Genomic DNA, 21,997 nt, shown 5'->3' with positions numbered 1-21,997 from the left:
TAAGCTATGTCTACCCATACAAGCGGCTCATGGCGCTTGCACTTGGTCAATGGACGATGAGGCTCGAATGCTCGCCACGCTTAAAACCTACCCCGCTACCCTCAACCTGCTGCTGTGCGCTTCATTGGTATTGACCCTCGCCCGGGCAGTCACCCTGCCCTATCTGGTGATCTACTTGTCGAGCAACTTTGACCTGGGCATTGCCGACATCGGCCTGGTCATCGGCAGTACGCTGATCATCGGCTCTTTATTGAGCCTGTACGGCGGGTTCCTGGTGGACCGCATGCACAGTTACCCGCTGATCCTCACCTGCTGCGCAGTATTCACCCTGGCTTTTCTTGGCGCGTACGGCGCGTCCCAGCTGTGGCTGTTCTACCTGTGCCTGGTACTGGTCAACCTGGCGTATGCGGTGATTGATATCGCGGTCAAGTCCGGATTCGGCAGCCTGCTCCCCGTCGATCAGCGCAGCGAAGCGTTTTCGATCAAGTACACCCTGACCAATATCGGCTATGCCATCGGGCCATTTCTCGGCGCTGGGGTGGCCAGCCTGGACATCAGCCTGCCGTTCCTGCTGTCGGCGGGGCTTGGGGCCGGCTACTTCCTGATCTACTGCGTATGGGGCGACAAAAACCTGGCGACTGTGGAAACGGGCCAACCACCCACGCCGTTCCTGGCGGTCGGCAAGGTATTGCTGCGTGATTACCGCCTGGTGTGCTTTACGCTCGGTGGTTTATTGAGTGCGGTAGTGTTCGGCCAGTTCACCGCTTACCTCTCGCAGTACCTGGTGGTGACCACCACGCCTGGAACTACCTACCGGATCATCAGCACCGTGGTGGCAACCAACGCCCTGATGGTGATCAGCCTGCAATACAGCCTCGGCAAGCGTATTTCCCGTCGGCATCTGAACGCCTGGCTGGCGGCAGGGCTGAGCCTGTTTATCGTTGGGCTGAGCGGCTTTGCCCTCTCGACCACACTGGTGGTGTGGGTGATTGCCATGGCAATCTTCACCCTCGGTGAAATCATCGTCTTCCCAGCCGAATACATGTTCATCGACAGCATTGCGCCGAACCACCTGCGGGGCATGTACTACGCGGCGCAGAACCTGGGCAACATCGGCGCCGCGCTCGGGCCGGTGCTATGCGGCCTCGTGCTGGCGACGCAACCGGCGCAGTATATTTTCTACATGCTGATGCTGTTCATCGTCGCCGGTGGGTTGTTCTACTGGCTGGGCGGTCGCATTGCCAGTGATAGGAACCTTGAACCGCTCAAATGAGGCGCTCAACCTGCCCCGCTCGCCGAACCTGAGCGCGATCCGCGCCAGGCGACGGGTGCAACGGCCAGGAACTGCCTCAGCTCCATCAGTAACATCGCGCTCGAGTACCGCGTAGCGCCTGGGTTGGCGCATTTCAACGCCGGCATGATGTTTTCCACGCCGCCGTAGTGCCAGGTACAGCCTTCGCGTTCATCCTGTTGAAGGGCCCGGGTAAAGATCGCCAGGTCCCGACGTGGCCGAGGAATTCCTGAAATACGCTCCACCCAGCTCTCGTAACGCTGCCTGACTTCCAGTGCCGCACCGTGGACAATCGCCACGACACCGCAGCGTGTCCGGTTGTGAAAGGCGATGTTCGACAAGCCGAAATAAGGCTGCAGATGGTTCAAATGATCCGAAACGAGCGCAGCCGGCAGATGGAACACCGCCAGATCGACATCCTTGTATTCCACCAGCCGCGTATCGGGATGGTTCAACAGGCGTTCACTGCGCGCCAGGTGGTGCATCCCCTCAAGATAGCAATGGGCGTACTGCCCGGGATGCTCCAACACGTGGCCCACCTTCGGCAACACCGCTCGGTAGGTCTGCAGCAAGGCCGTATCGGCATCGAGTACGCCCGGTCGTTTTACTTGGGCCGCCAATGAATTGAGGGTAAAGGCCACTCTCAACGCTTGGGGCGACGTTCCCCTGGAGAAGTCGCCAAGCCTGGCCACATCAATCAACAAGTCCTGGTGCCGCAGCGCGCTGGCAGGCGACAGAAACGCATAAATCGAAGCCAGCCCATCCAAGTCGAAATGATCGCTGGTGACAATCCTTGCCTCACCAACGGGATTGCCTTCGCGCAGATAACGGAATGCGCTTTGCGTCGACAGGTTGGCTTTATAACGCTGCGGTGTGTGGTTCGATGGCCAATGTGAAAGGGTCAGTAAGGTGGCGGCGTTATCAATGGAGTCCAGCGAGATGTTGGGCACCTGTGCGGTATGCCCCAGCGGTAGATACCGGAACGGACTGTCCGGGTCGATACCACCGATGGCGTGTTCGATGCCCGCTACCGGATCAGCCTGCGTACGAGCGGGTATGGCCAAGCGACAGAAACCTGCCTTGATCGGTCCACGCACCAGCTCCCCACTGGTGCCGAGGGCATAGCGCAAGCGAGAGAGGTTTTCTCGACGGATATCGCTCGGGTCGTCATTGTTCAAGACCGTCCCACTGCCCCCGATGGCGCTGGGCAAATCAATGAAGTGGTTGTTGACGATGCCGATGGCCCGCCTACCCAGTACTCGGGTTTCAAGGCTGGACAGCTGTGCGGCGATATCCGGATCGGCCACTAACTCAGATGAACACAAGCGCTTCATGCTCGAACTCCCTTCGAAGAAATAATCAGGCCGCATCCAGCGCTGCGCGCTCGGCTTTGCTTCGTATAACCGGCCGGACGCTGACGAATATGAGCAGCGACAGTGCGGCGTACACCCCAAAGAGCCAGGCTGCGGCACTCGATGCACCCGCCACGCCCCCGGGTGAAGAGAAGCCGCCAAGGTTGACGATCATGCCGGCCAATGCGGCCCCGATCGCCGTAGCGATCAGTTGAACCGTGGTGATCGAAGCGCCAGCCAACTCCTTTTCATCCTCGGCCACGCTTTCCAGCACGCGTGTGAGCAGATGCGGCCACGCCAGGCCGATCCCGGCACCGACCGCGAGCATTCCCGCACACACGCCTGCCACATTGAGCAGTGATGGATCGAACCGTGGTACGAATACAAACGCCAGTACCAAGCCGGCAACAATGAAGAACGGCGCGATGCCAATGGCACGCAGCGCTGTAGTGGATTTCAGCCCGGAACTGTAAAGCGCCCCCAAGGTCCAGCCCGCCGCCATCAACGCACTGATATAGCCCGCCAGCAACGGTGTCTGCAGGTGCAAGACTTGCAGGAAATACGGCACAAAGACTTCGCTGGTCATGCCGATCACCATCAGGCTCATGGACACGTAAAGCGGCAGTAACGCACCGCGGGCAGCCAGGCCGCCCTTGGGCATCAAGCGCCAAGTCGAGCGGACCTCTACGCGATAAACCAAATAGAGCAGCAAGAAACCCACGGCCAGGCCGAGCACGCTGTAGATCGCCTCAGGCTTGATACTGCCGACCGAAATGGCCAACACCACGGCGCTCAGAAGCACCAGTTGCGCCCACGGCACCCCTACAGGCCGGGAGGTATCCGCGCTTTTCTTCGGTAGCAGTGCCCAGGCCAGTACCATGAACAACGCGGTGACCGGAATCAGGGCCCAGAATGCGGCGCGCCAGGCATCGTACTCGGCGAATACCCCGCCCACCGCAGGCCCGATCAGCGTTGCAGCACCCCACATGCCTGAGATCAGCGCCATCGCCCGTGGCCACAAGGGCTCGGCGAACACCAGACGAATCATCGCGTAAGGCAGCGCGAACAGCAGCCCCCCGCCCAGGCCTTGAATAGTGCGGCCAAGAATCATGACCGCCATATCCGGCGCCAGGCTGCACACCCCGCTGCCAATGGCAAAGATCACCCCGGCCCAGACATACGCGGCCCTGGCGCCCAGGGCCGTGAGGCACTTGGTGGACAGCACCGAGCCAATGATCGAGGCGACCACAAACAAGGTCGTGTTCCAGGCGTAGTAGTCCAGCCCACCGATATCGGCTACCACTGACGGCAGTATGGTTGTCACCAGATAGACGTTGATGGCGTGAAGTGCGACGCCTCCCGCCAACGCCGCAGAGCGTAATCCGTTCTTCCCAAGGAGTAGCGCTGACCAACCTGTAGTAGATGTCATCCTGATATCCAAGTCTGATTAACCTGGGATCACTGTATTACAAAAGATAAACCTTGTGTAATTGGTCTTCCTTTTTTAAGTGATTTTCCTGACCGTCAAAACTGACTATGCTGGCAGGCCCTCGCCCTTATGCAATGGGGTACTCCACAGTCGACGGACGCCAGTGATGCCTTCATTTCCCATGGTTACGCGCAACCTATGACCACCAGAGCTAACGACGACACCCAGGCCTCCACAGCCGATCGCATCCTGTTCATGCTCAAGACCCGTGGCCCCTTGAAGACCACTGAACTGGCGACCCTGCTTGAAGTGACCTTCGAAGCCACCCGGCAGCACATTCAGAAATTGCAGGCGTCAGGGTTGATCACCGGCATTTGCGCACCGACCAGCGGCGCCGGCCGGCCGTCCCTGCGATGGGCGCTGACCGATACCGGCCACGGCAAGTTTCCGGACGCCCACAGCGTGTTGACCCTGCACCTGATCGAATCCATCGAAGGGGTTTTCGGCACCGAGGGGGTCGAGAAAATAATCGCCAGCATGGAAACCACCAATCGCCGCGAATACCTCCAAGCCTGCGAGAAAGCCTCATCCCTGGAAGAAAAGGTACGCATCCTGGTGGGCATCCGTGAACGTGCCGGCTACATGGCGCAAATGGAGGCGGCGGGCGACGGCTGGCTGCTGATCGAAAACCACTGCCCGATCTGCGCGGCGGCCCGCAAATGCCAGGGCTTCTGCCGGTCGGAACTGCAGATATTCCGCGCAGCCCTGGGCGACGGCGTCGTGGTCGAGCGTTGTGAATACCTGATTTCCGGGGATCGGCGTTGCGTCTACAGCATCCAGCCGCGCATGTGAGCCGCCCTTCCCCTGTCGCCCTTTAATTGCGCCATGCTCGACAACGAGGCTGCCCTTGGACTATTTCGCCGCCCTCACCGCCTTCGTCGAAGCTGCCGAAGGCAATAATTTCTCCCGCGCTGCCGAGCGCCTGGGCATCAAGGCGTCCACGGTGTCGCGCTACGTGAAGGATCTTGAGCAAGACCTGGGCATCGCGTTGTTCAACCGCTCCACTCGCACGCTGCACCTGACGGAAGGTGGCCAGACCTTCCTGATGCACGCTCGCAGGGTGCTGGATGAGCTGGAACACGCCAAGGCCGCCACCTCGGCGTTGAACCAGCAGCCCCGAGGCTTGTTGAAACTCAACCTGCCGCCGGCATTTGCCCGGCATCACATCCTCCCGGCCTTGAACGATTTTCGCGTGCGCTACCCGCAAATCAGCGTGGAGCTGGTGCTGGATAACGCCCAGGTCAACCTGATCCATGCCGGCGTCGACCTCGCCATTCGCATTGGCGCGCTGGCCGATTCCACGCTCAAGGCCCGCAAACTCAGTGACGGCCGGTACTATGTGGTGGCCAGTCCGGCGTTCGCGATGCAGTACCCGCCCCCGTCAACGCCCACCGACCTGGCCGGCTTGCCTGCCGTAGTGGGTACGACTTCCAGCGCTATCACCTTTGTGAACGGCGACCTGGCGTTACCGCTGATGCATGCCGCCTGTATTCGCATCAACGACCTCGACGCGCAGTTGATCGCTGCGCGCCAAGGCCTGGGCTTTGCGTTGCTGCCGGATTGGCTGGTGGCCCGCAGCATCGACGCCGGCGAGCTTGTGGTGTGGTTGCCGCAGTGGCGCGTTCGCGATGTCGGGCGGGCCTTTGCCGTGTGGTTTGTCTACCCGCCCAAGCGCATCGTGTCGTCCAAGGTCAGGTGTTTTATCGACTTCATCGTTGAGCGACTGGGCCAGGCACCGAACTGGAAATGATTCAGCTGAAACGGATATCCAGGGCGCGCAGATAGGTTTGCAGCCCGGCATCCTGGATCGGGATCAAGAACGCCTCGGTGTCTGATTCATTGAAGTGCGCGTGCCAGTACCCAGGCGGTGTGACAAACGCCAGGCCCGGCGACCAATCCACCCGCTGCGGGTTGCGGATCTGCCCATCCGCATCCAGCTCGGTGCCTACCAGGGAGTAGCACCCCACCGGGCAATCAATGATGAAGTCCAGCGCAATCGACTGATGCCGATGGGGTTTCTGCACCGAGCCCGCCGGCAGGATCCCGTACATTGCCCACAGCACATGGGTCACCGTGCGGGTCTGCGGGAAGTTGCGATTGCCCAGCAGAATGCTGATGCGGCTGCGGTCCTGCGCACGGGGATCATCCGCAGCTTCACGCAGTTTTGCGTTGGCCAGTGCCGCGGGGTACAGCGTCGGCGTAAAACGATCTGCGCTGCGTGTCACCCCCAGATACCGCAATAATGGTTCATCGTGCACATAGTAAAGACGCGCATCCTGGCTTGCGCGAAAGTGCGCCGCCTGCAAGCCGGGCAAGGCGATAAAGCAGCCTTTGGACCATTGAATCTCATATGCCCCCTGGACCACGCTGCCCTCCCCGGCAATCACGTAGAACACCTGGGAGGTCGCATTCGGTTGCAGGCTGAGGGTGTCGCCCCGATTAAGACGCATGAAGTTCGCGCACAGCCCGGGCCCGGTCGCCGGCCCTTCACAGCCCAGGGCGTCGCTGAGGTCCAGCGGTATCACCCGCGAGGGGCCGCTGGCATACAACGAGGCAGGAAAGCTGTGGTAGGGAATCCGCGGGATGAGATTGGCGCTGATGGGGTTGGCCGCCTTGCTGTATTCGAAGTACTCGGCGTCCACTTGGTTCATGTCGCTTGGTGCGGGTTGCGATTCACGGTTCATCAGGCTCACCTCGGTCTGCGCTAGTGAGGGAACTATAGGCATGGCGGCTCAGCGGATTAACCCCTGGAGCTGCACAGCAGTTGTGCAAGATGGGAACGCTGGCAAGCGTTGTGGTGCCTTTCGGTCATTTGGATTGAACGATCATTTACCCAACCTCCTCTATCGCAGGACATGTAAATGGAGGAAGTCAGCATGATCGACTCAGCAACCGGAATGAGACCCGGCCAGCGCTACACCGTGCAAAACCTGGAGCGCACGAAGAATTTCGGTGGATTCTTCCTGGATGGAAAGTACTACCTCGGTCCCGAGCTGATGACTGCGGTGGGATGGCTGGAAGGCCAGAAGTTCCTGTATGACGAATTGGATGCCAACGGCGAGCCGGTGTTTCCCGATCGGGTCGCCGGCACTATCGAAGACCTGACCCTGGTGTTGAACGATGGCGCACGCCTGAAACTGCAGGAAATGCAGGTCGATGCCCCCACGCAGGCGCCTGAATCCGCACCGGCCAGTCAACGCCGGGAAGGGGCCGGCAGGAGAAAAACCAGTCAGCCACCCTACTTACTGATTGCAACAGGCGCCGCCTTGCTGGTAGCCGGCATTGCGATTGCGCGTGCCTGTCGAATGAGCACTCAACGCCGCAGATAACTGCCTGCGCCCCCGCACTCTTAATACGAAAGGTACGCAAGTATGTCTTACGACTATGAAGGTTCTGCAAGTGTCATCACCGCATCACGCCATCTAGGCACCGGCTCCGATGAATGCCTGAATGACTCGGTAGACATCCACATGAGCAGCAGCGGTAAACCCACCGTGGTGCGCCTGGCATTCGATACCACGCTTGAGTGGCCAGGCCACCCGAACTTCGTGACGGTCAATTTGCCCGACGGCACCTCTGTAAGCGGGGTGATTGTTGAGATTCAAAGACCCACCGATGGGCCGGGCTGGGTCACGTTCACTGTGGACGATTAAAATCGCTGCTGGCGGCCCTGCCCGTACAGGGCCGTCGGTCATGCGCCTGATTCAGGGTCCTTGGACGGCCCGCCAGGGGCTACGCCGCCCTGGTCCACATCCGCTTCCCAAGGGCGCTCGACATTCGGGTCCTCGGACTTATCGTTTCGTTTTGCCGTATCAGGGCGTACTTTTTGCCCGGCATGGGTGCCTGGCCCTGGCGATGACGGCTTGTTCATACCTCCCTCCTCGAGCGCGCAGATGCGCCCGTCGATTGCGTTTTCGGGCATACAAGCCTGTGGAGGACAATCGATGTCCCGGGGTTCACTTGCGATAGCCCCCCACAGACAAACGGCAGTCTCCGTCCGGCAATCGGCTCGAACCTTTGCGGTATTCATCCCGTCCCAAGGTTATCCAGCCGAGTACGGGAGCGCCTGATGCTTATTTATCCCAAGAGCCATTACCAGCCCTACACCCATGCCAGCGGAGGGTGGGGCTCGGCCAAGTCGGTGATGAACATTCTCTGGCGCGAACAGGTAGTGGCCAAGGCGCCTGGCGCGTTGTTCAAACAGAACAAACCTGACGGTTTTGCCTGCGTGAGCTGCGCCTGGGCCAAGCCCGGGCGCCCTCACCTGCTCGAATTCTGCGAGAACGGTGCCAAGGCCACGGCCTGGGAACTGACGTCGCGCAAGACCGACCCAGGTTTTTTCTCCGCGCACACCTTGAGTGAGTTGCGCCAATGGTCGGATTACGCGCTTGAACAGCATGGCCGCCTTACCCATCCGCTGCGCTATGACCCGCAAAGTGACCGTTACCAGCCAACGTCCTGGGAAGAAGCCTACCGGGATATCGGCGCGCAACTCAAGGCGATGGACCCTGCCAGCGTGGTGTTCTACGCCTCCGGGCGGGCTTCTTTGGAAACCTCGTTCATGTACCAGTTGTTCGCCCGTGCCTACGGCAGCAACAACCTGCCCGACAGCTCGAACATGTGCCACGAGAGCACGTCCGTGGGGTTGCAGGAAAGCATCGGCGTGCCAGTCGGCACCGTGACCCTGGCCGACTTCGAGCATACCGACGGCGTGTTTTTCTTCGGCCAGAACGTGGGCAGCAACAGCCCGCGCATGCTGCATCAATTGCAGGACGTGCGCCGGCGCGACGTGCCGATCATCACCTTCAACCCCTTGCGCGAGCGCGGCCTGGAGCGCTTCGTCAATCCACAGTCGCCGAGCGAAATGCTCACGCCCGACTCGACCTTGATCAGTACCCAGTATCACCAAGTCGCCATTGGCGGGGATACGGCGGCCATCACCGGCATCGCCAAAGCCCTGCTGGAAATGGATGAGCGGGCAACCGAGCAAGGCACGCCCGCCGTGCTCGATTACGACTTCATTGCCAGCCACACCGAAGGTTTCGAAGGCTTCACCACTTTCGTGCGGCGTTGTTCCTGGGCGCAGTTGGAACATAAAAGTGGCCTCACCCGTGGCGCACTGGAGGCGGCTGCGACCGTCTATGCCAGGTGCCAGCGCGTGATGTTTGTCTATGGCATGGGGCTCACCCAGCATCGGCATGGGGTGACCAATGTGCAGATGCTGGTCAACCTGCTGCTGTTGCGCGGCAATATCGGCAAACCAGGCGCGGGTATCTGCCCGGTGCGGGGGCATTCCAATGTGCAGGGCCAACGCACGGTCGGCATCACCGAAGACCCGAAAAAAGTCCCCGTGGAGCTGATCGAGCAGCACTTCGGTTTCAAGGTGCCGCAACAAATGGGCCTGTGTACGGTGGATGCCTGCGAAGGCATTCTCGAGGGGCGCGTGCGCGGCTTTATCGGCCTGGGTGGCAATTTCCTGCGGGCGATTCCGGACACCTCGCGCATGGAGCCGGCCTGGCAGCAACTGCACCTGAATGTACAGGTGGCGACCAAGCTAAACCGCACCCACCTGCTGCCGGCCGCTAACATGTGGCTGCTACCGTGCCTGGGCCGTATCGAAATCGACCGCCAGAATGGCGTTGCACAAACCTACACCACCGAAGACAGCACCGGCTGCATTCATGGCTGGCGCGGCAGCGCCGAGCCGGTGGGCCCGCACGTACGCGCAGAGGCGAGCATTGTGGCTGGCCTGGCCATGGCTACCCTGCCCCCTGGCAACACCATCGACTGGCAAGCCTGGAGCACCGATTATGCCAAGGTCAGGGCGGCCATTGGCCGCGTCTACCCGCAGATCTTCCATGACATGGAAACCCGCATGGCCGAGCCCGGCGGCTTCCATCGGCCGATTGCTGCTGCCGAGCGCCAGTGGCTGACCCCGACCGGCAAGGCGCAGTTCATTACCCCTGTCACCCTGGCCGAAGACGATGACGCGAACCTTGCGCAACCTGCACGTGACGTACTGCAACTGATGACGCTGCGCAGCAATGATCAGTTCAATACCACTATTTATGGTTATGAGGACCGTTTTCGCGGGGTCAGCGGAACCCGCGAAGTCATCTTCATGCACTGCAACGACATCGTGCGCCTGGGCTTCGCGGTCGGCCAGCGGGTCATGCTGACCACCGCCATCGAGCCTGAGGTCAAGCGCCAGGTCGGGCCGTTCGAGATCATTGCCTATGACATTCCCGAAGGTTGCGCTGCGGCCTACTATCCGGAATGCAACCCGTTGGTGCCGCTCTGGCACCATGCCGAACGCAGCAAGGTGCCGGCGGCCAAATCGGTGCCGGTCAGGCTCAGCGCGTCGCCACTTCCCCGAGGATAAATACCACCATCACCAGCAGCCACAACAGGTAGACCCAACCAAACAGCCGCGCCCAGCCGCGATGACGGTAAAGGCCCAGGTAAAACCACAACAGCAACAGGCACTGCGCGGCGGCGGCAAGCATGATCACCGCCCCCAGCCGCGGCCAGTACAGCGCGCAAGCCAGCTGCAACGCCAGCAACAGCAGCAACCCGGCATACACCTTGACCGCGCCCGCCCTGCTCATCTCAGCGCCCGACCAAATACAGCGTGGGGAACAGCACAATCCAGATGGCATCCACCAGGTGCCAATACAGCGCGGTCATCTCCAGGCGCGTCGAGGCTTGCCGAGGCGCCAGCGCGCAGCGCCCCAGGGCGCGGTAAAGCCAGAGCGCCAGGCCGACGGCCACCAGCACATGCACGCCGTGCAGTGCCGTGGCGAGCAGGTACAGGTTCATGAACAGTTGCGCCGAGGGCAGTTGCCACGGTGCGCCCTGGCTAAAGCCGGGCAGCACGCCTTCCTGCCATTCCAGGCCATATTCAACCCCCTTGAGCCCGAGGAACAGCAAGCCAAGCAGCGCCGCGCCGAGCAGGTGTCGACGTATCCGATGCGGGCGTTTGGCAGCCATCGCCAGCGTCATCAGCAGGCTGCTGGTCAGCAACAGCACGGTGTTGGCCGACGCAAGCAGGTAATGCAGCTTCGCCACTGCCTGGGCTACGCCATCGGGATGCTGCAAGCGCAAGAACCACGCCACCAGGATCAGGCTGCCGAACATCATCGCTTCGCTGGCCAGGAACAGCCACATGCCCAGGCGTGCGGCATCGCGTTGCTGGGCAAAGGCTGCAAAAGGCGCGGCGGGCCGCTCATCAAAGCGGATCACGGCGGGCCTCGGGGGAATAGTCGTAGGCTTCGAAATCCACGCTCACCGGGCCGGCGAAATTGTGCGTTGGCGGCGGTGAGGCCACGCGCCACTCAAGCCCGGCGGCCTCCCAAGGGTTGATTGGGGCCCGCTCGCCCCAGCGCAGCGAGCCCAGCAAATAGAAGAACGGCAGCACATAGGCCAACGCCAGGATCGACGCACCGGCCGATGACAGCACATTGAGGAACTGAAAATCCGCATCGTAACTGTGGTAGCGCCGGGGCATGCCCAGATAGCCGAGCAGGAACTGCGGGAAGAACGTCAGGTTGAACCCGCAGAAAATCAGGATCGCTGTGATCTTGCCCCACAGCTGCGAGTAGAGCCTGCCGGTGATTTTCGGCCACCAGAAATGCAGCGCACCGAAGTAGCCTGCCACTGCCGCACCGACCATGATGTAGTGGAAGTGCGCGACCACAAAATAGGTATCGTGGGCATGCAGGTCCGCCGCCAGCAGCGCCAGGAATAGCCCGGTTACCCCGCCGATGATGAACAGGCCGATAAAGGTCAGGGCGAACAGGAAAGGGGCATGCAGGGTCAGGTCGCTCTTGTACAGCGTGGCGCTCCAGTTGTATGCCTTGATCGCCGATGGAATGGCCACCAGGAAGCTCAACAGCGAGAACACCAGGCTGGCATACATCGACTGCCCGGCCACGAACATATGGTGGCCCCATACCAGAAAGCCGATCACTGCGATGGCCACGCTGGACCAGGCGACAAAGCGGTAGCCGAAGATGCGTTTGTGCGCAGCCGCCGTGATCAGCTCACTGACCACCCCCATGGCCGGCAGGATCATGATGTACACCGCCGGATGGCTGTAGAACCAGAACAGGTGCTGGAACAGCAGCGGATCGCCGCCCAGGTTCGGGTCGAACACACCGATATTGAACAGGTGCTCGGCGGCCACCAGCAACAGGGTGATCGCCAGCACCGGCGTGGCCAGCACCAGGATGATCGAGGTGGCATACATCGACCAGATAAACAGTGGCAGGCGCATCCAGGTCATGCCCGGCGCACGCAAGGTATGGACGGTCACGATGATATTGATACCGGTGAAGATCGACGAAAACCCGGCGATGAATACGCCGCAGATCACCGCCACCACGTGGCCGTTGCTGAACATGGTCGACAGCGGTGTGTAAAAGGTCCAACCGGTGTCGACCCCGCCCAGCAGCAGCGCAAGCAGGGTGAACAGGCCACCGCCGAGCAGCAGGTACCAGCTGAACAGGTTCAGGCGCGGGAATGCCATGTCCTTGGCGCCGATCATGATGGGCACAAGGAAGTTGCCGAACACACTGGGGATCGAAGGAATCAGAAAGAACCAGACCATGATCACCCCGTGCAGGGTGAACGCCCGGTTGTAGCCGTCGGCGGTCAGCAGGTCGCCTTCGGCGGTGACCAGCTCAATACGGATCAGGCTGGCCGCCAGCCCGCCGGCAAAGAAAAAGAAGGTCACGGTGAGCATGTACAACACCGCGATACGCTTGTGGTCGCCGGTCAACAACCAGGCGCGCAGCCCCTGGGCATGCAGATAGCTGGGTGGGCTCATCGAGTTTCTCCGGGCAGTGCGCGCAGATAGGCCACCAGGCGCTGCACGGCTTCTTCGTCCAACAGGTTGCTGTAGGTCGGCATGATCGGCAGATAACCCGCCACTTGCTGTTTTTGCGGCAGCAGGATGCTGTCGCGCAGATACGCTTCATCGGCCTTGACCTGGCTGCCGTCGGCCAGTTGTACCGTGCGGTTGAATACACCTGCCAGGGGCGGCGCGTTGCCCGAATCATGGCAGCTGCCGCAGCCGTATTGGCGATACAGCGTCTCGCCCTGGCTGACGAGGTCGGCAGCACTGCCGTTGTCGCTCAGCCAGCGTTCGTAGTCGGCCGGGTCCAGCACCACCAGGCGCGCAAGCATGGCGGCATGGTCGGTGCCACAGTATTCGGCGCAGTACACCTCATAGGTGCCGCTGTGTTCGGCCTGGAACCACAACATGCTGTAGCGCCCCGGCAGCACATCCTGCTTGATGCGCAGGCTGGGGAAAAACAGGCTGTGGATCACGTCCTCGGAAATCATCGTCAACTTTATAGGGCGCCTGGCGGGCACATGCAGCGTGTTGATTTCGCGTTGCCCGCCCAGGTGCTGGAATTTCCACATCCATTGCCGGGCGGTGACCTGCACTTGCAGGGCGTTGTCCGGCGGCGTGCGGGCAATGAAGAACAACCGTGCGGAAAACAGAAACACCACCAACGAGCCAATGAACGGCAGGATAATCCACGCCAGTTCGATGGGCAGGTTGCTTTGCGGACGGTGGTCGCGATCCGCCGGACGACCGCGCCGATAGCGCCAGATAAACACCCACAACGCGACGAACACCGGCAGCACAAACAAAGCCATCATCGCGGTGAAGCCAATCACCAGCCAATCTACCGAGACCGCGTAGTCCGAGGCTTGCGCCGGCCAAAGGCGCAGGAACTGTTCGTTCATCCCATCCCCCGCCGTTCACGCCGCACGGTCACCGCAATAAACAGGCCGAGCAGCAGCACCGTCGCCGTTCCCGCCACCTGCAACAGCAGGATGATCCGGCTGCTATAGGTGCCACTCTGTGGGTCGTAGTGGTAGCACAGCAGCAACAGTTGCTCCTTGATCGCGCCAAGCTTGCCCTGCCCCGCCTCAGTCAGCGCCAGGCGCAAATCGCTGGCTTGATAGCCCAGGCCATAGAGCCAGCGCGACAGCCGTCCATCCGCGGTCACCACGGCCACCGCTGAACTGTGGGCGTACTGCTGTTGCCCCGGGTCGAAGCGATAGCCGAAGCCGATGGAGTCGGCCAAGGCGTGGCTCGCGGCGGCATCACCGGTGAGCAGGTGCAAGCCGGCGGCGTTGGCCAGCGTGGGCCAGTGCTGGCTGAGCTTGGCCAGTTCTTCCCGGGCAGCGCTGGGGTCTTCGCGGGGGTCGAAGCTGAAGGCGATCACCTGGAAGTCACGCCCCAGTCGATAGGGTTGGTTGGCCAGTTGACTGAACAAGGTCGTGAGAGCCGCCCCGCAGACATTCGGACAACGGAAATACAACGGTACCAACAGCGTCGGTTGGCCCTTGAGTAAATCCCCAAGGCGCACGGAGCGCCCCTGTTGATCGGTGAAACGGCTGTCCAGTGCCAGTGGGCTACCCACTCGGCTGCTGTCGATACCCGCGGCGGCAAAGGGATCGAAACCTTGGGCCAGGCCCTGTTGCGACAACAGCGTACACAGCAGCAACAGCGTCAGAAGTGCGCGTTCAATGCCCATGGACGACCTCCTCGGGCGTGGGCCAGCCGCGCTCGAGCAGCAACTGCCGGGCCTGCTCCAGGGGCAGGTGGACAATGCCCTGCGTGCGGTCGACCCAGCCGTAACTGTCGAGTTGCAGCCGTTGGCGCACGATTTGCTGTTCGCCGGCGAGCCGCGGGTTGGCTTGCAAACGCGGCTCGGGTGGCAGCACGCGTTGGCTTTCCAGGCTGCTCATGGGGGGCTGGCGCACGTGCTGGCGATAGCTGCCTAACAACCAGGCGACGCCGCCCAGCACCAACGCGATTGCCATGCACAACAACAGGATCACGCGCCCGGCTTTTTTGCCGTCAAAGCGGTTGGGTTGGTAATCAGCAGTCATGGCGCCCCCTTTGCCATTGCCGATGCCACCAGGCGCCCAGGCCAATGGCGTAGACACCCTGGCAAAGCACGGCGGTCAGCACTGTGCCGCCGGCTGCCTCGGGGAAGATCGACGGCAAGGTGATCCAGATCGACTCGACTGCGCCCAGCAGCAGGATCGCCGCACAGCCCCACTGCAACGCCCACATCCGCGTGCCCCAGGGTGAGGCGAGCAGCGCCAGGCAAGCCAGTTGCCCAACCATCAGCAACGCGCTCAGCACGCCCCACAACCCGGGTTGGCGCAGGCGATACCAGTGGGTTTCATGGGCCAGGTCGACCGACCAGATAATCAGATACTGGATAAAGTGCACATACACCCAGAACGCCAGCGCCCCGACCAGCAGGCCGCGCAATATCACGCATTGCCGCGCCGGCAACAGCACCACGTTCCAGCACAACACGCACAAACCGGCGAACGCCAGGCCGTCGATCATCTGCCGGGCAATCAACAACAGCCCGAACAGGCTGGAGACAAACCCCGGCAGCAGGGACATCACCCAATCCACCGCTGCCAGGCTGGCCACCAGCGCATAGATAATCAGCCCCATCGCGCTGCGCCGGCCTGCCCAACCGCGTATCCACCAGGCCAGACCGCCATACACCAGCGTGCGTAGCACGGAAGACCCAGGTGATAACCACAGGCCGCGAAAACCCTCAAGGTCCTGGCCGACCCAGGGATACACCCAGGCCATCGCCAGCATGACCGGCAGCATCATCGGCACGATCAACACCACCGCGCCCGAACCCAGGCGGCTGCCGGGGGCCAGAAGCGCTTGCCAGCGGCCACTGATCAAGGGCGTCAACAATGTGAGCAGCAGGCACCCCAGCACAATACTGCTGGCATTCACCGCCGCCGCCAGCGCGCCAGCCCCCACCCACGCCGGTTGCCACAGCCCGAGCAGCGCGAGCCCCAAGGCAGCGACAACGCCAAGCCGCAGCAGCCCTTTCATTGGGCTTGGTCCTCGAACGCCTGGCGCAGTGGCGGCGGCAAGCTGTCGAGTGCGGCACGCTGGCTCAATTGCAGCAGCCGCAGGTGAGCAACAATGGCCCATCGCTCATCGGGCTGGATGCGCGATTCATAGCCCTGCATCAAGCCGTGGCCCTGGGCGATGACCTGCATCAGCCGAGCGTCGCTGGCGTGCAACAACCGCGGCTCGGTAAAGGCCGGCGGCGCGGGAAAACCACGCCCGACCACTAGACCGTCGCCGTGGCCGCCGAGGCCATGGCAGGGAGTACAAAACACCCGGTAGCCCTCCTCACCCCGGGCAAGCAACGCCGCACTCATCAGCGGGCGCTGCTGCACGGTCGCCTCCCGCTGCAATTGCCCGCGCGCCACGCTGCCGGCAGGCGGTTGGCGGGTGCTCAGGCCATCGGCGTATAAGGCGCCGGGCCGTTGCTCCAGCATTTTGGCCTGGCGTGACATGTCATCGCAGCCACTGCACAGCAGCGCCAGGCCCAGCCCCCATAGCCAGGGTTTCATGGCTGCACCTCGTGCACGCTGAGGGCCTGCTCGGCCAACAAGGCGCGGGTCCGTTGAAGATCGAACAACGGGTCGCAGGCATCGATAAACAAGAAGAAGCCGTCGTCACAGGCGTGCTCGAAGCCCTGGCTTGCAAACAACGGGTGATGCAGACGTGGCAGGCCCATGCCTATCAAGGCCGTGAGCACCGCTGCGACTGCGGCGAATACCACGGCAAACAAGAAGGTCACGACTGGCAGCAACGGCAGCGCCACCAAGGGCCTCCCGCCGACATTCAACGGGTAAACCCACACAGCGCCAATCTGCATCAGCAGCGCCACTACCACGCCTACCACTGCGCCCACACAAGCCATGGGTGGCACACGGCTGGCCCTGGCGGCGAGTACCGGCTCCAGGGCCTCCAACCCAAAGGGCGCGAACCCATCCAGGCGTCGATAACCCAGCTCCCAGGCGCGCAGGCCGGTATCCACCAAGGGCCGTGGCGCAGGGTATCGGGCAAGCAACCCCAGGCACTCAGTCATCGCCGCGCTCCTGATGCAGCGCCTGCTTGACCTCAAACGCAGAAACCATGGGCAGATAGCGCAAAAACAAGCTATAGGGCACCAGGAACATACCGAAGCTGCCCACGAACAGCGCCCAGTCCCAGCGTGTCGGTGAATAATCGCCCCAGCTGGACACCAACAGGTCCCGGGTTTGGGTCGGCACCAGCAACATGAAGCGCTCGGCCCACATGCCCAGCAACACAGCGACGGCCACCAGGGCCAAGCGTGACGGGTGCCGCCGTACCTGACGCCACCACAGCGCTTGAAGCACCCCGACATTGCACAGGATGGCCAACCAGAAACTCCAGGCGTGCGGGCCGCCGAGACGGGTGAGCAATACGTCGATTTCATGGGGGTCGCCGCTGTAGAACGGCATGAACAGGTCGGCCAGATAGCCGTAGGCCGTCAGCCAGCCGGTGGCCAGCAACAGGCGGCCAAGCATGTCCAGGTGGCGGACGGTGATCAGGCTTTCAATACACAGCATCCAGCGCACCACAATCGCCAGCAATGCCACCATGGCGAATCCGGAAAACACCGCGCCGGCGACGAAATACGCGGGGAACAAGGTCGAGTGCCAGCCGCTCTGGGTGCCCATGGTCAGCAGAAACGAGTAGCCGCTCGACACCGCGAACACCAGCGGTATCGCCAATAGCGCCAAGACCCGCGTGGCCTGTCGCCACAACGCCCAGTGGCGCTGCGAGCCACGCCAGCCCAATGCGAGCAAGCCGTAAAAGACTTGTCGCATCCGTGTGCTGGCGCGGTCACGGGCAGTGGCGAAGTCCGGAATGGCACCGACCCACAGGAACAGCAGCGATACCGTCAGGTAAGACAGGATGGCAAACATGTCCCAGGCGGTCGGGCTCTTGAACTGCGGCCACAGGCCCATTTCGTTCGGATAAGGCATGGTCCAGTAGAACAGCCACGGGCGGCCCAGGTGCAGGATCGGGTACAGCGCGGCGCAGATCACTGCCATCAACGTCATCAGCTCCGCCAAGCGATTGAGAGTATGTCGCCAAGGTCGCTCGATCAGCAGCAGCAACGCCGAGATAAAGGTGCCCGCGTGGCCGATGCCCAGCCACCAGATGTAATTGAGAATGCCGAACCCCCAATGCACCGGCTGATCATTACCCCACAGGCCAATGCCACCGGCCAACAACACGGCGGCGCAACCCAGGTACATCAGCAACAGCGCGACGCCCAGACCAAATAACCAGCGCCAGGCCACTGGCCGGGGGAACTGCTGCAACGGCCCGAACACCTGCCGCGACACCTGCGCATCACTCAGATCCTTGGGCAGAAAATGCGCGGTGTCGTGCAGCAGCGGCTCAGCTTGCATCGCCAGTGCCCTCCTCTTCGATACGCGCCAGGTAGCTGGTGCGTGGCCGGGTGCCGAGGGCGTCGAGCAAGCGGTAATGGCGTGGGTCCCGGCGCGCCTGGCTGACATCACTGGCGGGGTCGGCAATGTCCCCAAACCTGATCGCCTGGCTGGGGCATGTCTGCTGGCAGGCGGTGACCACGCCGGACGGATCAAAGGCTGCGGCCTGTTGTTTATCTTCGATTCGTGCGGCGCTGATGCGTTGGATGCAGTAAGTGCACTTCTCCATGACTCCCCGGGAGCGCACCGTGACCTCAGGGTTACGCTGGGCCTGGATCGACGGTGCGGCGTTGGCGCTCCAGTCCAGCCAATTGAAGCGACGAACCTTGTACGGACAATAAGCGGCGCAGGTGCGGGTGCCGATGCAGCGGTTGTAGACCATCTGGTTGAGGCCATCGCGGCTGTGCACGGTGGCGTTGACCGGGCAGCCGGTTTCGCAGGGCGCCTGTTCGCAATGCATGCAGGGCAAAGGTTGGAAGCGCGAGCGCGGTGCATCCAGGGAGCCCTGGTAGTAATGGTCGATCCGCAGCCAGTGCATGTTGCGGCCCCGGGCGACCTGTTCGGCGCCTACCACGGCGATATTGTTCTCGGCCTGGCAGGCGACGACGCAGGCATTGCAGCCGGTACACAGGTCCAGGTCGATGACCATGCCCCACTGCGGGCCACTGTCGGCAGCCGGGCTGTAGAGCGACACGGGGATGGTTTGGCCTGGCAGGTGCGGCGCATCGCGCGCGACTACGCGGATGGGCGGCTCGTCTTCATCGGGGAGCTGGTGATGGGCCTGGGTCGTGGCCAACCGATAGTGCTCCCCCGTGACCCGCAGCTTGGCGTCGGCCGCAAGTGCCTGAATCGGCCTGACGGCGTACCCCAGGTCATTGCCGACCCGCCCGGCGCGGGTTCGACCGTAGCCGGCATACAAGGCGATTACCTCATCGGCCTGGCCTGGTTCAACCCAAGCCGGGCCACGCAGGGTCTGGCCGGTCAGGCTCACCTCGACCCCGTCGCCATTGCCCACGCCCAATCGCTCGGCCAGGCGCGGGGAAAGCCCGACCACATTGCTCCAGGTAAGAGTGCTGATGGGCTTGGGCAATTCCTGCAACCATGCGCAATTGGCAAACCGCCCATCCCAGATAGTCGGGTCGGGACGCACCAGCGCTTGCAGGCCGTCCCTGTCACTCAGGGCCAGCGACGCAGCCGCTGTGCCCGGGTTGCGCACCGCCACCGACGGCGCGGCAGTTTCGATCCAACCCTGCGCCAGGGCCTGGCGCCATTGCGCCTCGGGAATGTGCGCCCAGGTGGCCCGTACAAGCGCCAAGCCATCGGCCTCGGCGGCGCTCATCAGCAACTCGAGCACCTGGTGCAGCGTGCGTGTCGCATACAGCGGCTCGATCAATGGCTGGACGATACAGGCGCTGCCATCCGCTGCGCGGGCATCGCTCCAGCCGTCCAACCCATGGTTGAGCGGCAAGTGCCAATGGCACTGCGCGGCGCTTTCGTCGTAGTAAAGCCCTGCGTGCAGGCGCATGGGAACTTGCTGCAATTGGGCCGGCAACGCTGACAGCTGTACCGGGTTGCAGTCGAGCATGACCAGATGGCTCACGCGTTCCTCCTGCAGCGCTTGGGCCAGCTGTTGCAGCGACGCCCATTGGCGTTGAGGCTCGTAGCCCAGCAGGCTTGGGGCTTGCAAGTCCAGGGTTCGCCCCAGGTGGCCAAGGCGCTGGTTCAGGCGCAAGACCTGCGCTTGCAAGGCTTCGGGTGCCTGGGAGCTGATGCCGATCAGCCCACGCCCCGGATGCGCCTTGAGCGCCGCCACGGCCAGGTCCAGCCACTGGCGCTGCGCCGCCGTCAGGCGCGGCGTGCCCGGCAGGGTTTCGCCCAGGGCCTGGCTCAAGGCCAGTAGCATGTCCGGCAGGCGTGACGGTGGCATCGGCAAGCGTGCCGTGGCGGCGGCTCCAGTGAGAGTCGGAACGCTTTCAGCCACGAACGACAAGGCCGCACCCTCGCCTTTAGCGGCCCGGCGCCGGCGCTCGGCCCAGCCGCTCTGCCGCACAGTCTGGTAGGGGCCGCAGCCCAAGGGGTCATAGTCCAGGCATACCAGCACTTGGGCATGCTCCAAGTGCACGCGCGCCGTCAGCGGCTGACCAAACAGCTGTTCGCTGGCGACCATGGCGGTGGTCTCGGCAAAGGCTTCGCCGTGATACAGCCGCGCCTCGGGCCAACGTTTTTGCAGTTGCTCGAACTGGCGCTGGAGGGTCGGCGAACTGCTGGCGCCGCAGACGATATGCAAGCCTTTGCCGTGAAGGCGATCCAACGCCTGCCGCTCCTGGGACAGCGCTGCGCGCACCTGCGCCCAACTGGTTTCGCGGCCCTGCCAGCGGGGTGCCTGGGAGCGATCAGGATCGTAGAGCTGCAGGATCGCCGCCTGGGTGAAGGCATCACAGGCACCGCCAGACATTGGATGTGCTGGGTTGCCCTCCAGCTTGATCGGGCGCCCGGCCTGGGTCTTGGCCAATACCGGTTGTGCCACGCCAGCCAATGACACGGCGGTGGCATACCAGGCCGCCACGCCGGGGGTCAGGGTGGCCGGCTGGTGAACGGCGGTAATGGCTTGTTCCGGGGCTTTGCCGCACGCCGCCAGCCCCGCCATTGCCAGGGAGGCGGCCATCAGTTGCAGGAAACCGCGGCGGTCCAGCAACGGCGCTACCCCGGGAAACTCGGCCTCCATCAGCGCCTGCACCTCGGGGGACGCAGACAGTGCCTCAAGCCCGCGCCAATAGGCCCGGCCCTTGAGTCCGGCGAGCTGCCCACGCAAAGCGACAAAGTCCAGTGGCGCGCTCATCGATGACAGACCCCGCAATCGGTAAGGCCCTTCACCTCGATACCGCGTGCACGCATCAGTCGCTCACCCAACTGGCGTCGATCCTCATCGGTGTGCCATTGCAGGTTGGTCACTTGCTCTGGAGGGCGCAAGTGCGGTGCCGGGTCACGGTGACAGGCCAGGCATTCGCCCATGTTCAACGGCTGCGCCTTGAACAGCAGTTGCATACGGTCCACCCGGCCATGGCATTCATTGCAGCCCACCCCGGCATTTACATGCACGCCGTGATGGAAGTACACGTAGTCCGGCAATTCAACGACGCGCTGCCAGTGCAAGGGTTTATGTTCACGCAGGCTCTTGCGCAACGGTTCGAGCACGTCGGCGTTTTTCCATACCTGGGAATGGCAGCTCATGCAGGTTTCGGTGGCTGGCAGGCTGGCCATGGCCGAGGTCTGCACCGCGCTGTGGCAGTAGCGGCAATCAATCTTCAGTTCGCCGGCATGGTGGGCATGACTGAAGGGCAAGGGCTGTTCAACCACCCAGTTGCGTCCAGTGCGGTAATCGGTGCTCTCCAGGGTCAATGCCACAAGCAAGCCTCCCGAGAGGCCGACGATGAGTAACAGCAGTCCCACGCGCAACCAGGTGTCGGCCGAGCGACTGAAAATCTGCGTCATCGCCGGATTCTCATATCCATGTCCTTA

At 62.5% G+C, this 21,997-nt stretch carries 22 protein-coding genes; 6 read left to right on the top strand and 16 right to left on the bottom strand.

The genetic code is table 11. From position 1 onward, the window contains the following. Positions 1–67: 67 nt before the first annotated feature. Entirely contained in the window at positions 68–1,273 is a 1,206-nt protein-coding gene (locus NMB39_RS14840; RefSeq protein ID WP_198718982.1) for an MFS transporter, read from the top strand. Positions 1,274–1,278: 5 nt separating this feature from the next. On the opposite strand, the gene NMB39_RS14835 is transcribed toward NMB39_RS14840, so the two are convergent. Both NMB39_RS14835 and NMB39_RS14830 read right to left on the bottom strand, forming a co-directional pair. Beyond that, positions 1,279–2,625 (bottom strand): DUF6687 family protein, encoded by a 1,347-nt coding sequence (locus NMB39_RS14835; protein WP_494340546.1) that lies wholly within the window; start codon positions 2,623–2,625, stop codon positions 1,279–1,281. A 25-nt stretch (positions 2,626–2,650) separates the two neighbouring features. Then, on the bottom strand, positions 2,651–4,072 hold the full coding sequence (locus NMB39_RS14830; protein WP_198718984.1) for an MFS transporter: 1,422 nt from the start codon (positions 4,070–4,072) through the stop codon (positions 2,651–2,653). A gap of 198 nt (positions 4,073–4,270) precedes the next feature. Here NMB39_RS14830 and NMB39_RS14825 point away from each other — a divergent pair, with 198 nt between their 5' ends. Together NMB39_RS14825 and NMB39_RS14820 are read left to right on the top strand one after the other, a co-directional pair. Beyond that, entirely contained in the window at positions 4,271–4,924 is a 654-nt protein-coding gene (locus tag NMB39_RS14825; RefSeq protein ID WP_494340547.1) for a helix-turn-helix transcriptional regulator, read from the top strand. Positions 4,925–4,979: 55 nt separating this feature from the next. Further along, complete coding sequence (locus NMB39_RS14820) at positions 4,980–5,882, top strand: LysR family transcriptional regulator (RefSeq protein WP_494340548.1); 903 nt, start codon at positions 4,980–4,982, stop codon at positions 5,880–5,882. A 1-nt stretch (position 5,883) separates the two neighbouring features. On the opposite strand, the gene NMB39_RS14815 is transcribed toward NMB39_RS14820, so the two are convergent. Continuing rightward, a complete protein-coding gene (locus tag NMB39_RS14815) occupies positions 5,884–6,816 on the bottom strand; it encodes a cupin (RefSeq protein WP_494340549.1) in 933 nt (310 codons plus the stop codon). Between the two features lie 192 nt (positions 6,817–7,008). Between NMB39_RS14815 and NMB39_RS14810 the strand changes: the two genes are divergently transcribed. Beyond that, on the top strand, positions 7,009–7,461 hold the full coding sequence (locus tag NMB39_RS14810; RefSeq protein WP_057022678.1) for a hypothetical protein: 453 nt from the start codon (positions 7,009–7,011) through the stop codon (positions 7,459–7,461). A 42-nt stretch (positions 7,462–7,503) separates the two neighbouring features. Next, positions 7,504–7,785, top strand: coding sequence for a hypothetical protein (locus NMB39_RS14805; RefSeq protein WP_057022294.1), 282 nt, complete (start codon positions 7,504–7,506; stop codon positions 7,783–7,785). Between the two features lie 38 nt (positions 7,786–7,823). Here the strand turns inward: NMB39_RS14805 and NMB39_RS14800 are convergent, their stop codons facing one another. Next, entirely contained in the window at positions 7,824–8,003 is a 180-nt protein-coding gene (locus NMB39_RS14800) for a hypothetical protein (protein ID WP_124356126.1), read from the bottom strand. 198 nt (positions 8,004–8,201) lie between these two features. Between NMB39_RS14800 and NMB39_RS14795 the strand changes: the two genes are divergently transcribed. Then, entirely contained in the window at positions 8,202–10,514 is a 2,313-nt protein-coding gene (locus NMB39_RS14795) for an FdhF/YdeP family oxidoreductase (RefSeq protein ID WP_494340550.1), read from the top strand. Here NMB39_RS14795 and NMB39_RS14790 read toward each other — a convergent pair. The 12 genes from NMB39_RS14790 to NMB39_RS14735 are packed head-to-tail and all read right to left on the bottom strand — an operon-like array spanning position 10,486 to position 21,970. Next, on the bottom strand, positions 10,486–10,740 hold the full coding sequence (locus NMB39_RS14790; protein WP_057022292.1) for a hypothetical protein: 255 nt from the start codon (positions 10,738–10,740) through the stop codon (positions 10,486–10,488). The genes NMB39_RS14795 and NMB39_RS14790 overlap by 29 nt on opposite strands. A 1-nt stretch (position 10,741) precedes the next feature. Next, entirely contained in the window at positions 10,742–11,374 is a 633-nt protein-coding gene (locus NMB39_RS14785; protein WP_306957948.1) for a cytochrome c oxidase subunit 3, read from the bottom strand. After that, complete coding sequence (locus NMB39_RS14780; protein WP_057022290.1) at positions 11,361–12,959, bottom strand: cytochrome c oxidase subunit I; 1,599 nt, start codon at positions 12,957–12,959, stop codon at positions 11,361–11,363. The genes NMB39_RS14785 and NMB39_RS14780 overlap by 14 nt, the downstream gene beginning before the upstream one ends. Then, the gene (coxB, locus tag NMB39_RS14775) at positions 12,956–13,888 is read right to left on the bottom strand and encodes a cytochrome c oxidase subunit II (protein WP_057022289.1); all 933 of its coding nucleotides are present in this window, start codon (positions 13,886–13,888) and stop codon (positions 12,956–12,958) included. The genes NMB39_RS14780 and coxB overlap by 4 nt, the downstream gene beginning before the upstream one ends. After that, positions 13,885–14,685 carry an SCO family protein gene (locus tag NMB39_RS14770; protein ID WP_057022288.1) on the bottom strand — a complete coding sequence of 267 codons (801 nt, stop codon included), beginning with the start codon at positions 14,683–14,685 and terminating at the stop codon, positions 13,885–13,887. Before NMB39_RS14770 ends, coxB begins: the two co-directional genes overlap by 4 nt. Beyond that, positions 14,675–15,043, bottom strand: coding sequence for a hypothetical protein (locus tag NMB39_RS14765; RefSeq protein WP_494340551.1), 369 nt, complete (start codon positions 15,041–15,043; stop codon positions 14,675–14,677). The genes NMB39_RS14770 and NMB39_RS14765 overlap by 11 nt, the downstream gene beginning before the upstream one ends. Then, on the bottom strand, positions 15,033–16,031 hold the full coding sequence (locus tag NMB39_RS14760) for a hypothetical protein (RefSeq protein ID WP_494340552.1): 999 nt from the start codon (positions 16,029–16,031) through the stop codon (positions 15,033–15,035). Before NMB39_RS14760 ends, NMB39_RS14765 begins: the two co-directional genes overlap by 11 nt. Next, positions 16,028–16,561: a c-type cytochrome gene (locus tag NMB39_RS14755; RefSeq protein ID WP_494340553.1), complete on the bottom strand. Its 534-nt coding sequence runs from the start codon at positions 16,559–16,561 to the stop codon at positions 16,028–16,030. Before NMB39_RS14755 ends, NMB39_RS14760 begins: the two co-directional genes overlap by 4 nt. After that, a complete protein-coding gene (locus NMB39_RS14750) occupies positions 16,558–17,082 on the bottom strand; it encodes a quinol:electron acceptor oxidoreductase subunit ActD (RefSeq protein ID WP_367235734.1) in 525 nt (174 codons plus the stop codon). The genes NMB39_RS14755 and NMB39_RS14750 overlap by 4 nt, the downstream gene beginning before the upstream one ends. Continuing rightward, positions 17,075–18,439 (bottom strand): NrfD/PsrC family molybdoenzyme membrane anchor subunit, encoded by a 1,365-nt coding sequence (gene nrfD, locus NMB39_RS14745; RefSeq protein ID WP_494340554.1) that lies wholly within the window; start codon positions 18,437–18,439, stop codon positions 17,075–17,077. The genes NMB39_RS14750 and nrfD overlap by 8 nt, the downstream gene beginning before the upstream one ends. Next, on the bottom strand, positions 18,429–21,317 hold the full coding sequence (locus NMB39_RS14740; protein WP_494340555.1) for a TAT-variant-translocated molybdopterin oxidoreductase: 2,889 nt from the start codon (positions 21,315–21,317) through the stop codon (positions 18,429–18,431). Before NMB39_RS14740 ends, nrfD begins: the two co-directional genes overlap by 11 nt. Then, a complete protein-coding gene (locus tag NMB39_RS14735; RefSeq protein WP_057022281.1) occupies positions 21,314–21,970 on the bottom strand; it encodes a cytochrome c3 family protein in 657 nt (218 codons plus the stop codon). Before NMB39_RS14735 ends, NMB39_RS14740 begins: the two co-directional genes overlap by 4 nt. Positions 21,971–21,997 lie beyond the last annotated feature (27 nt).

It is taken from the genome of Pseudomonas sp. FBCC-B545, from assembly GCF_059134095.1.
This window is presented reverse-complemented; position numbering and strand designations above follow the sequence as displayed.

What these genes read in the sequence shown, in the direction of transcription:
- NMB39_RS14840 (WP_198718982.1), top strand. Translation starts at nt 68, where the DNA reads ATGCTCGCCACGCTTAAAACCTACCCCGCTACCCTCAACCTGCTGCTG.
- NMB39_RS14835 (WP_494340546.1), bottom strand. Translation starts at nt 2,625, where the DNA reads ATGAAGCGCTTGTGTTCATCTGAGTTAGTGGCCGATCCGGATATCGCC.
- NMB39_RS14830 (WP_198718984.1), bottom strand. Translation starts at nt 4,072, where the DNA reads ATGACATCTACTACAGGTTGGTCAGCGCTACTCCTTGGGAAGAACGGA.
- NMB39_RS14825 (WP_494340547.1), top strand. Translation starts at nt 4,271, where the DNA reads ATGACCACCAGAGCTAACGACGACACCCAGGCCTCCACAGCCGATCGC.
- NMB39_RS14815 (WP_494340549.1), bottom strand. Translation starts at nt 6,816, where the DNA reads ATGAACCGTGAATCGCAACCCGCACCAAGCGACATGAACCAAGTGGAC.
- NMB39_RS14810 (WP_057022678.1), top strand. Translation starts at nt 7,009, where the DNA reads ATGATCGACTCAGCAACCGGAATGAGACCCGGCCAGCGCTACACCGTG.
- NMB39_RS14805 (WP_057022294.1), top strand. Translation starts at nt 7,504, where the DNA reads ATGTCTTACGACTATGAAGGTTCTGCAAGTGTCATCACCGCATCACGC.
- NMB39_RS14800 (WP_124356126.1), bottom strand. Translation starts at nt 8,003, where the DNA reads ATGAACAAGCCGTCATCGCCAGGGCCAGGCACCCATGCCGGGCAAAAA.
- NMB39_RS14795 (WP_494340550.1), top strand. Translation starts at nt 8,202, where the DNA reads ATGCTTATTTATCCCAAGAGCCATTACCAGCCCTACACCCATGCCAGC.
- NMB39_RS14790 (WP_057022292.1), bottom strand. Translation starts at nt 10,740, where the DNA reads ATGAGCAGGGCGGGCGCGGTCAAGGTGTATGCCGGGTTGCTGCTGTTG.
- NMB39_RS14780 (WP_057022290.1), bottom strand. Translation starts at nt 12,959, where the DNA reads ATGAGCCCACCCAGCTATCTGCATGCCCAGGGGCTGCGCGCCTGGTTG.
- coxB (WP_057022289.1), bottom strand. Translation starts at nt 13,888, where the DNA reads ATGAACGAACAGTTCCTGCGCCTTTGGCCGGCGCAAGCCTCGGACTAC.
- NMB39_RS14770 (WP_057022288.1), bottom strand. Translation starts at nt 14,685, where the DNA reads ATGGGCATTGAACGCGCACTTCTGACGCTGTTGCTGCTGTGTACGCTG.
- NMB39_RS14765 (WP_494340551.1), bottom strand. Translation starts at nt 15,043, where the DNA reads ATGACTGCTGATTACCAACCCAACCGCTTTGACGGCAAAAAAGCCGGG.
- NMB39_RS14760 (WP_494340552.1), bottom strand. Translation starts at nt 16,031, where the DNA reads ATGAAAGGGCTGCTGCGGCTTGGCGTTGTCGCTGCCTTGGGGCTCGCG.
- NMB39_RS14755 (WP_494340553.1), bottom strand. Translation starts at nt 16,561, where the DNA reads ATGAAACCCTGGCTATGGGGGCTGGGCCTGGCGCTGCTGTGCAGTGGC.
- NMB39_RS14750 (WP_367235734.1), bottom strand. Translation starts at nt 17,082, where the DNA reads ATGACTGAGTGCCTGGGGTTGCTTGCCCGATACCCTGCGCCACGGCCC.
- nrfD (WP_494340554.1), bottom strand. Translation starts at nt 18,439, where the DNA reads ATGCAAGCTGAGCCGCTGCTGCACGACACCGCGCATTTTCTGCCCAAG.
- NMB39_RS14740 (WP_494340555.1), bottom strand. Translation starts at nt 21,317, where the DNA reads ATGAGCGCGCCACTGGACTTTGTCGCTTTGCGTGGGCAGCTCGCCGGA.
- NMB39_RS14735 (WP_057022281.1), bottom strand. Translation starts at nt 21,970, where the DNA reads ATGACGCAGATTTTCAGTCGCTCGGCCGACACCTGGTTGCGCGTGGGA.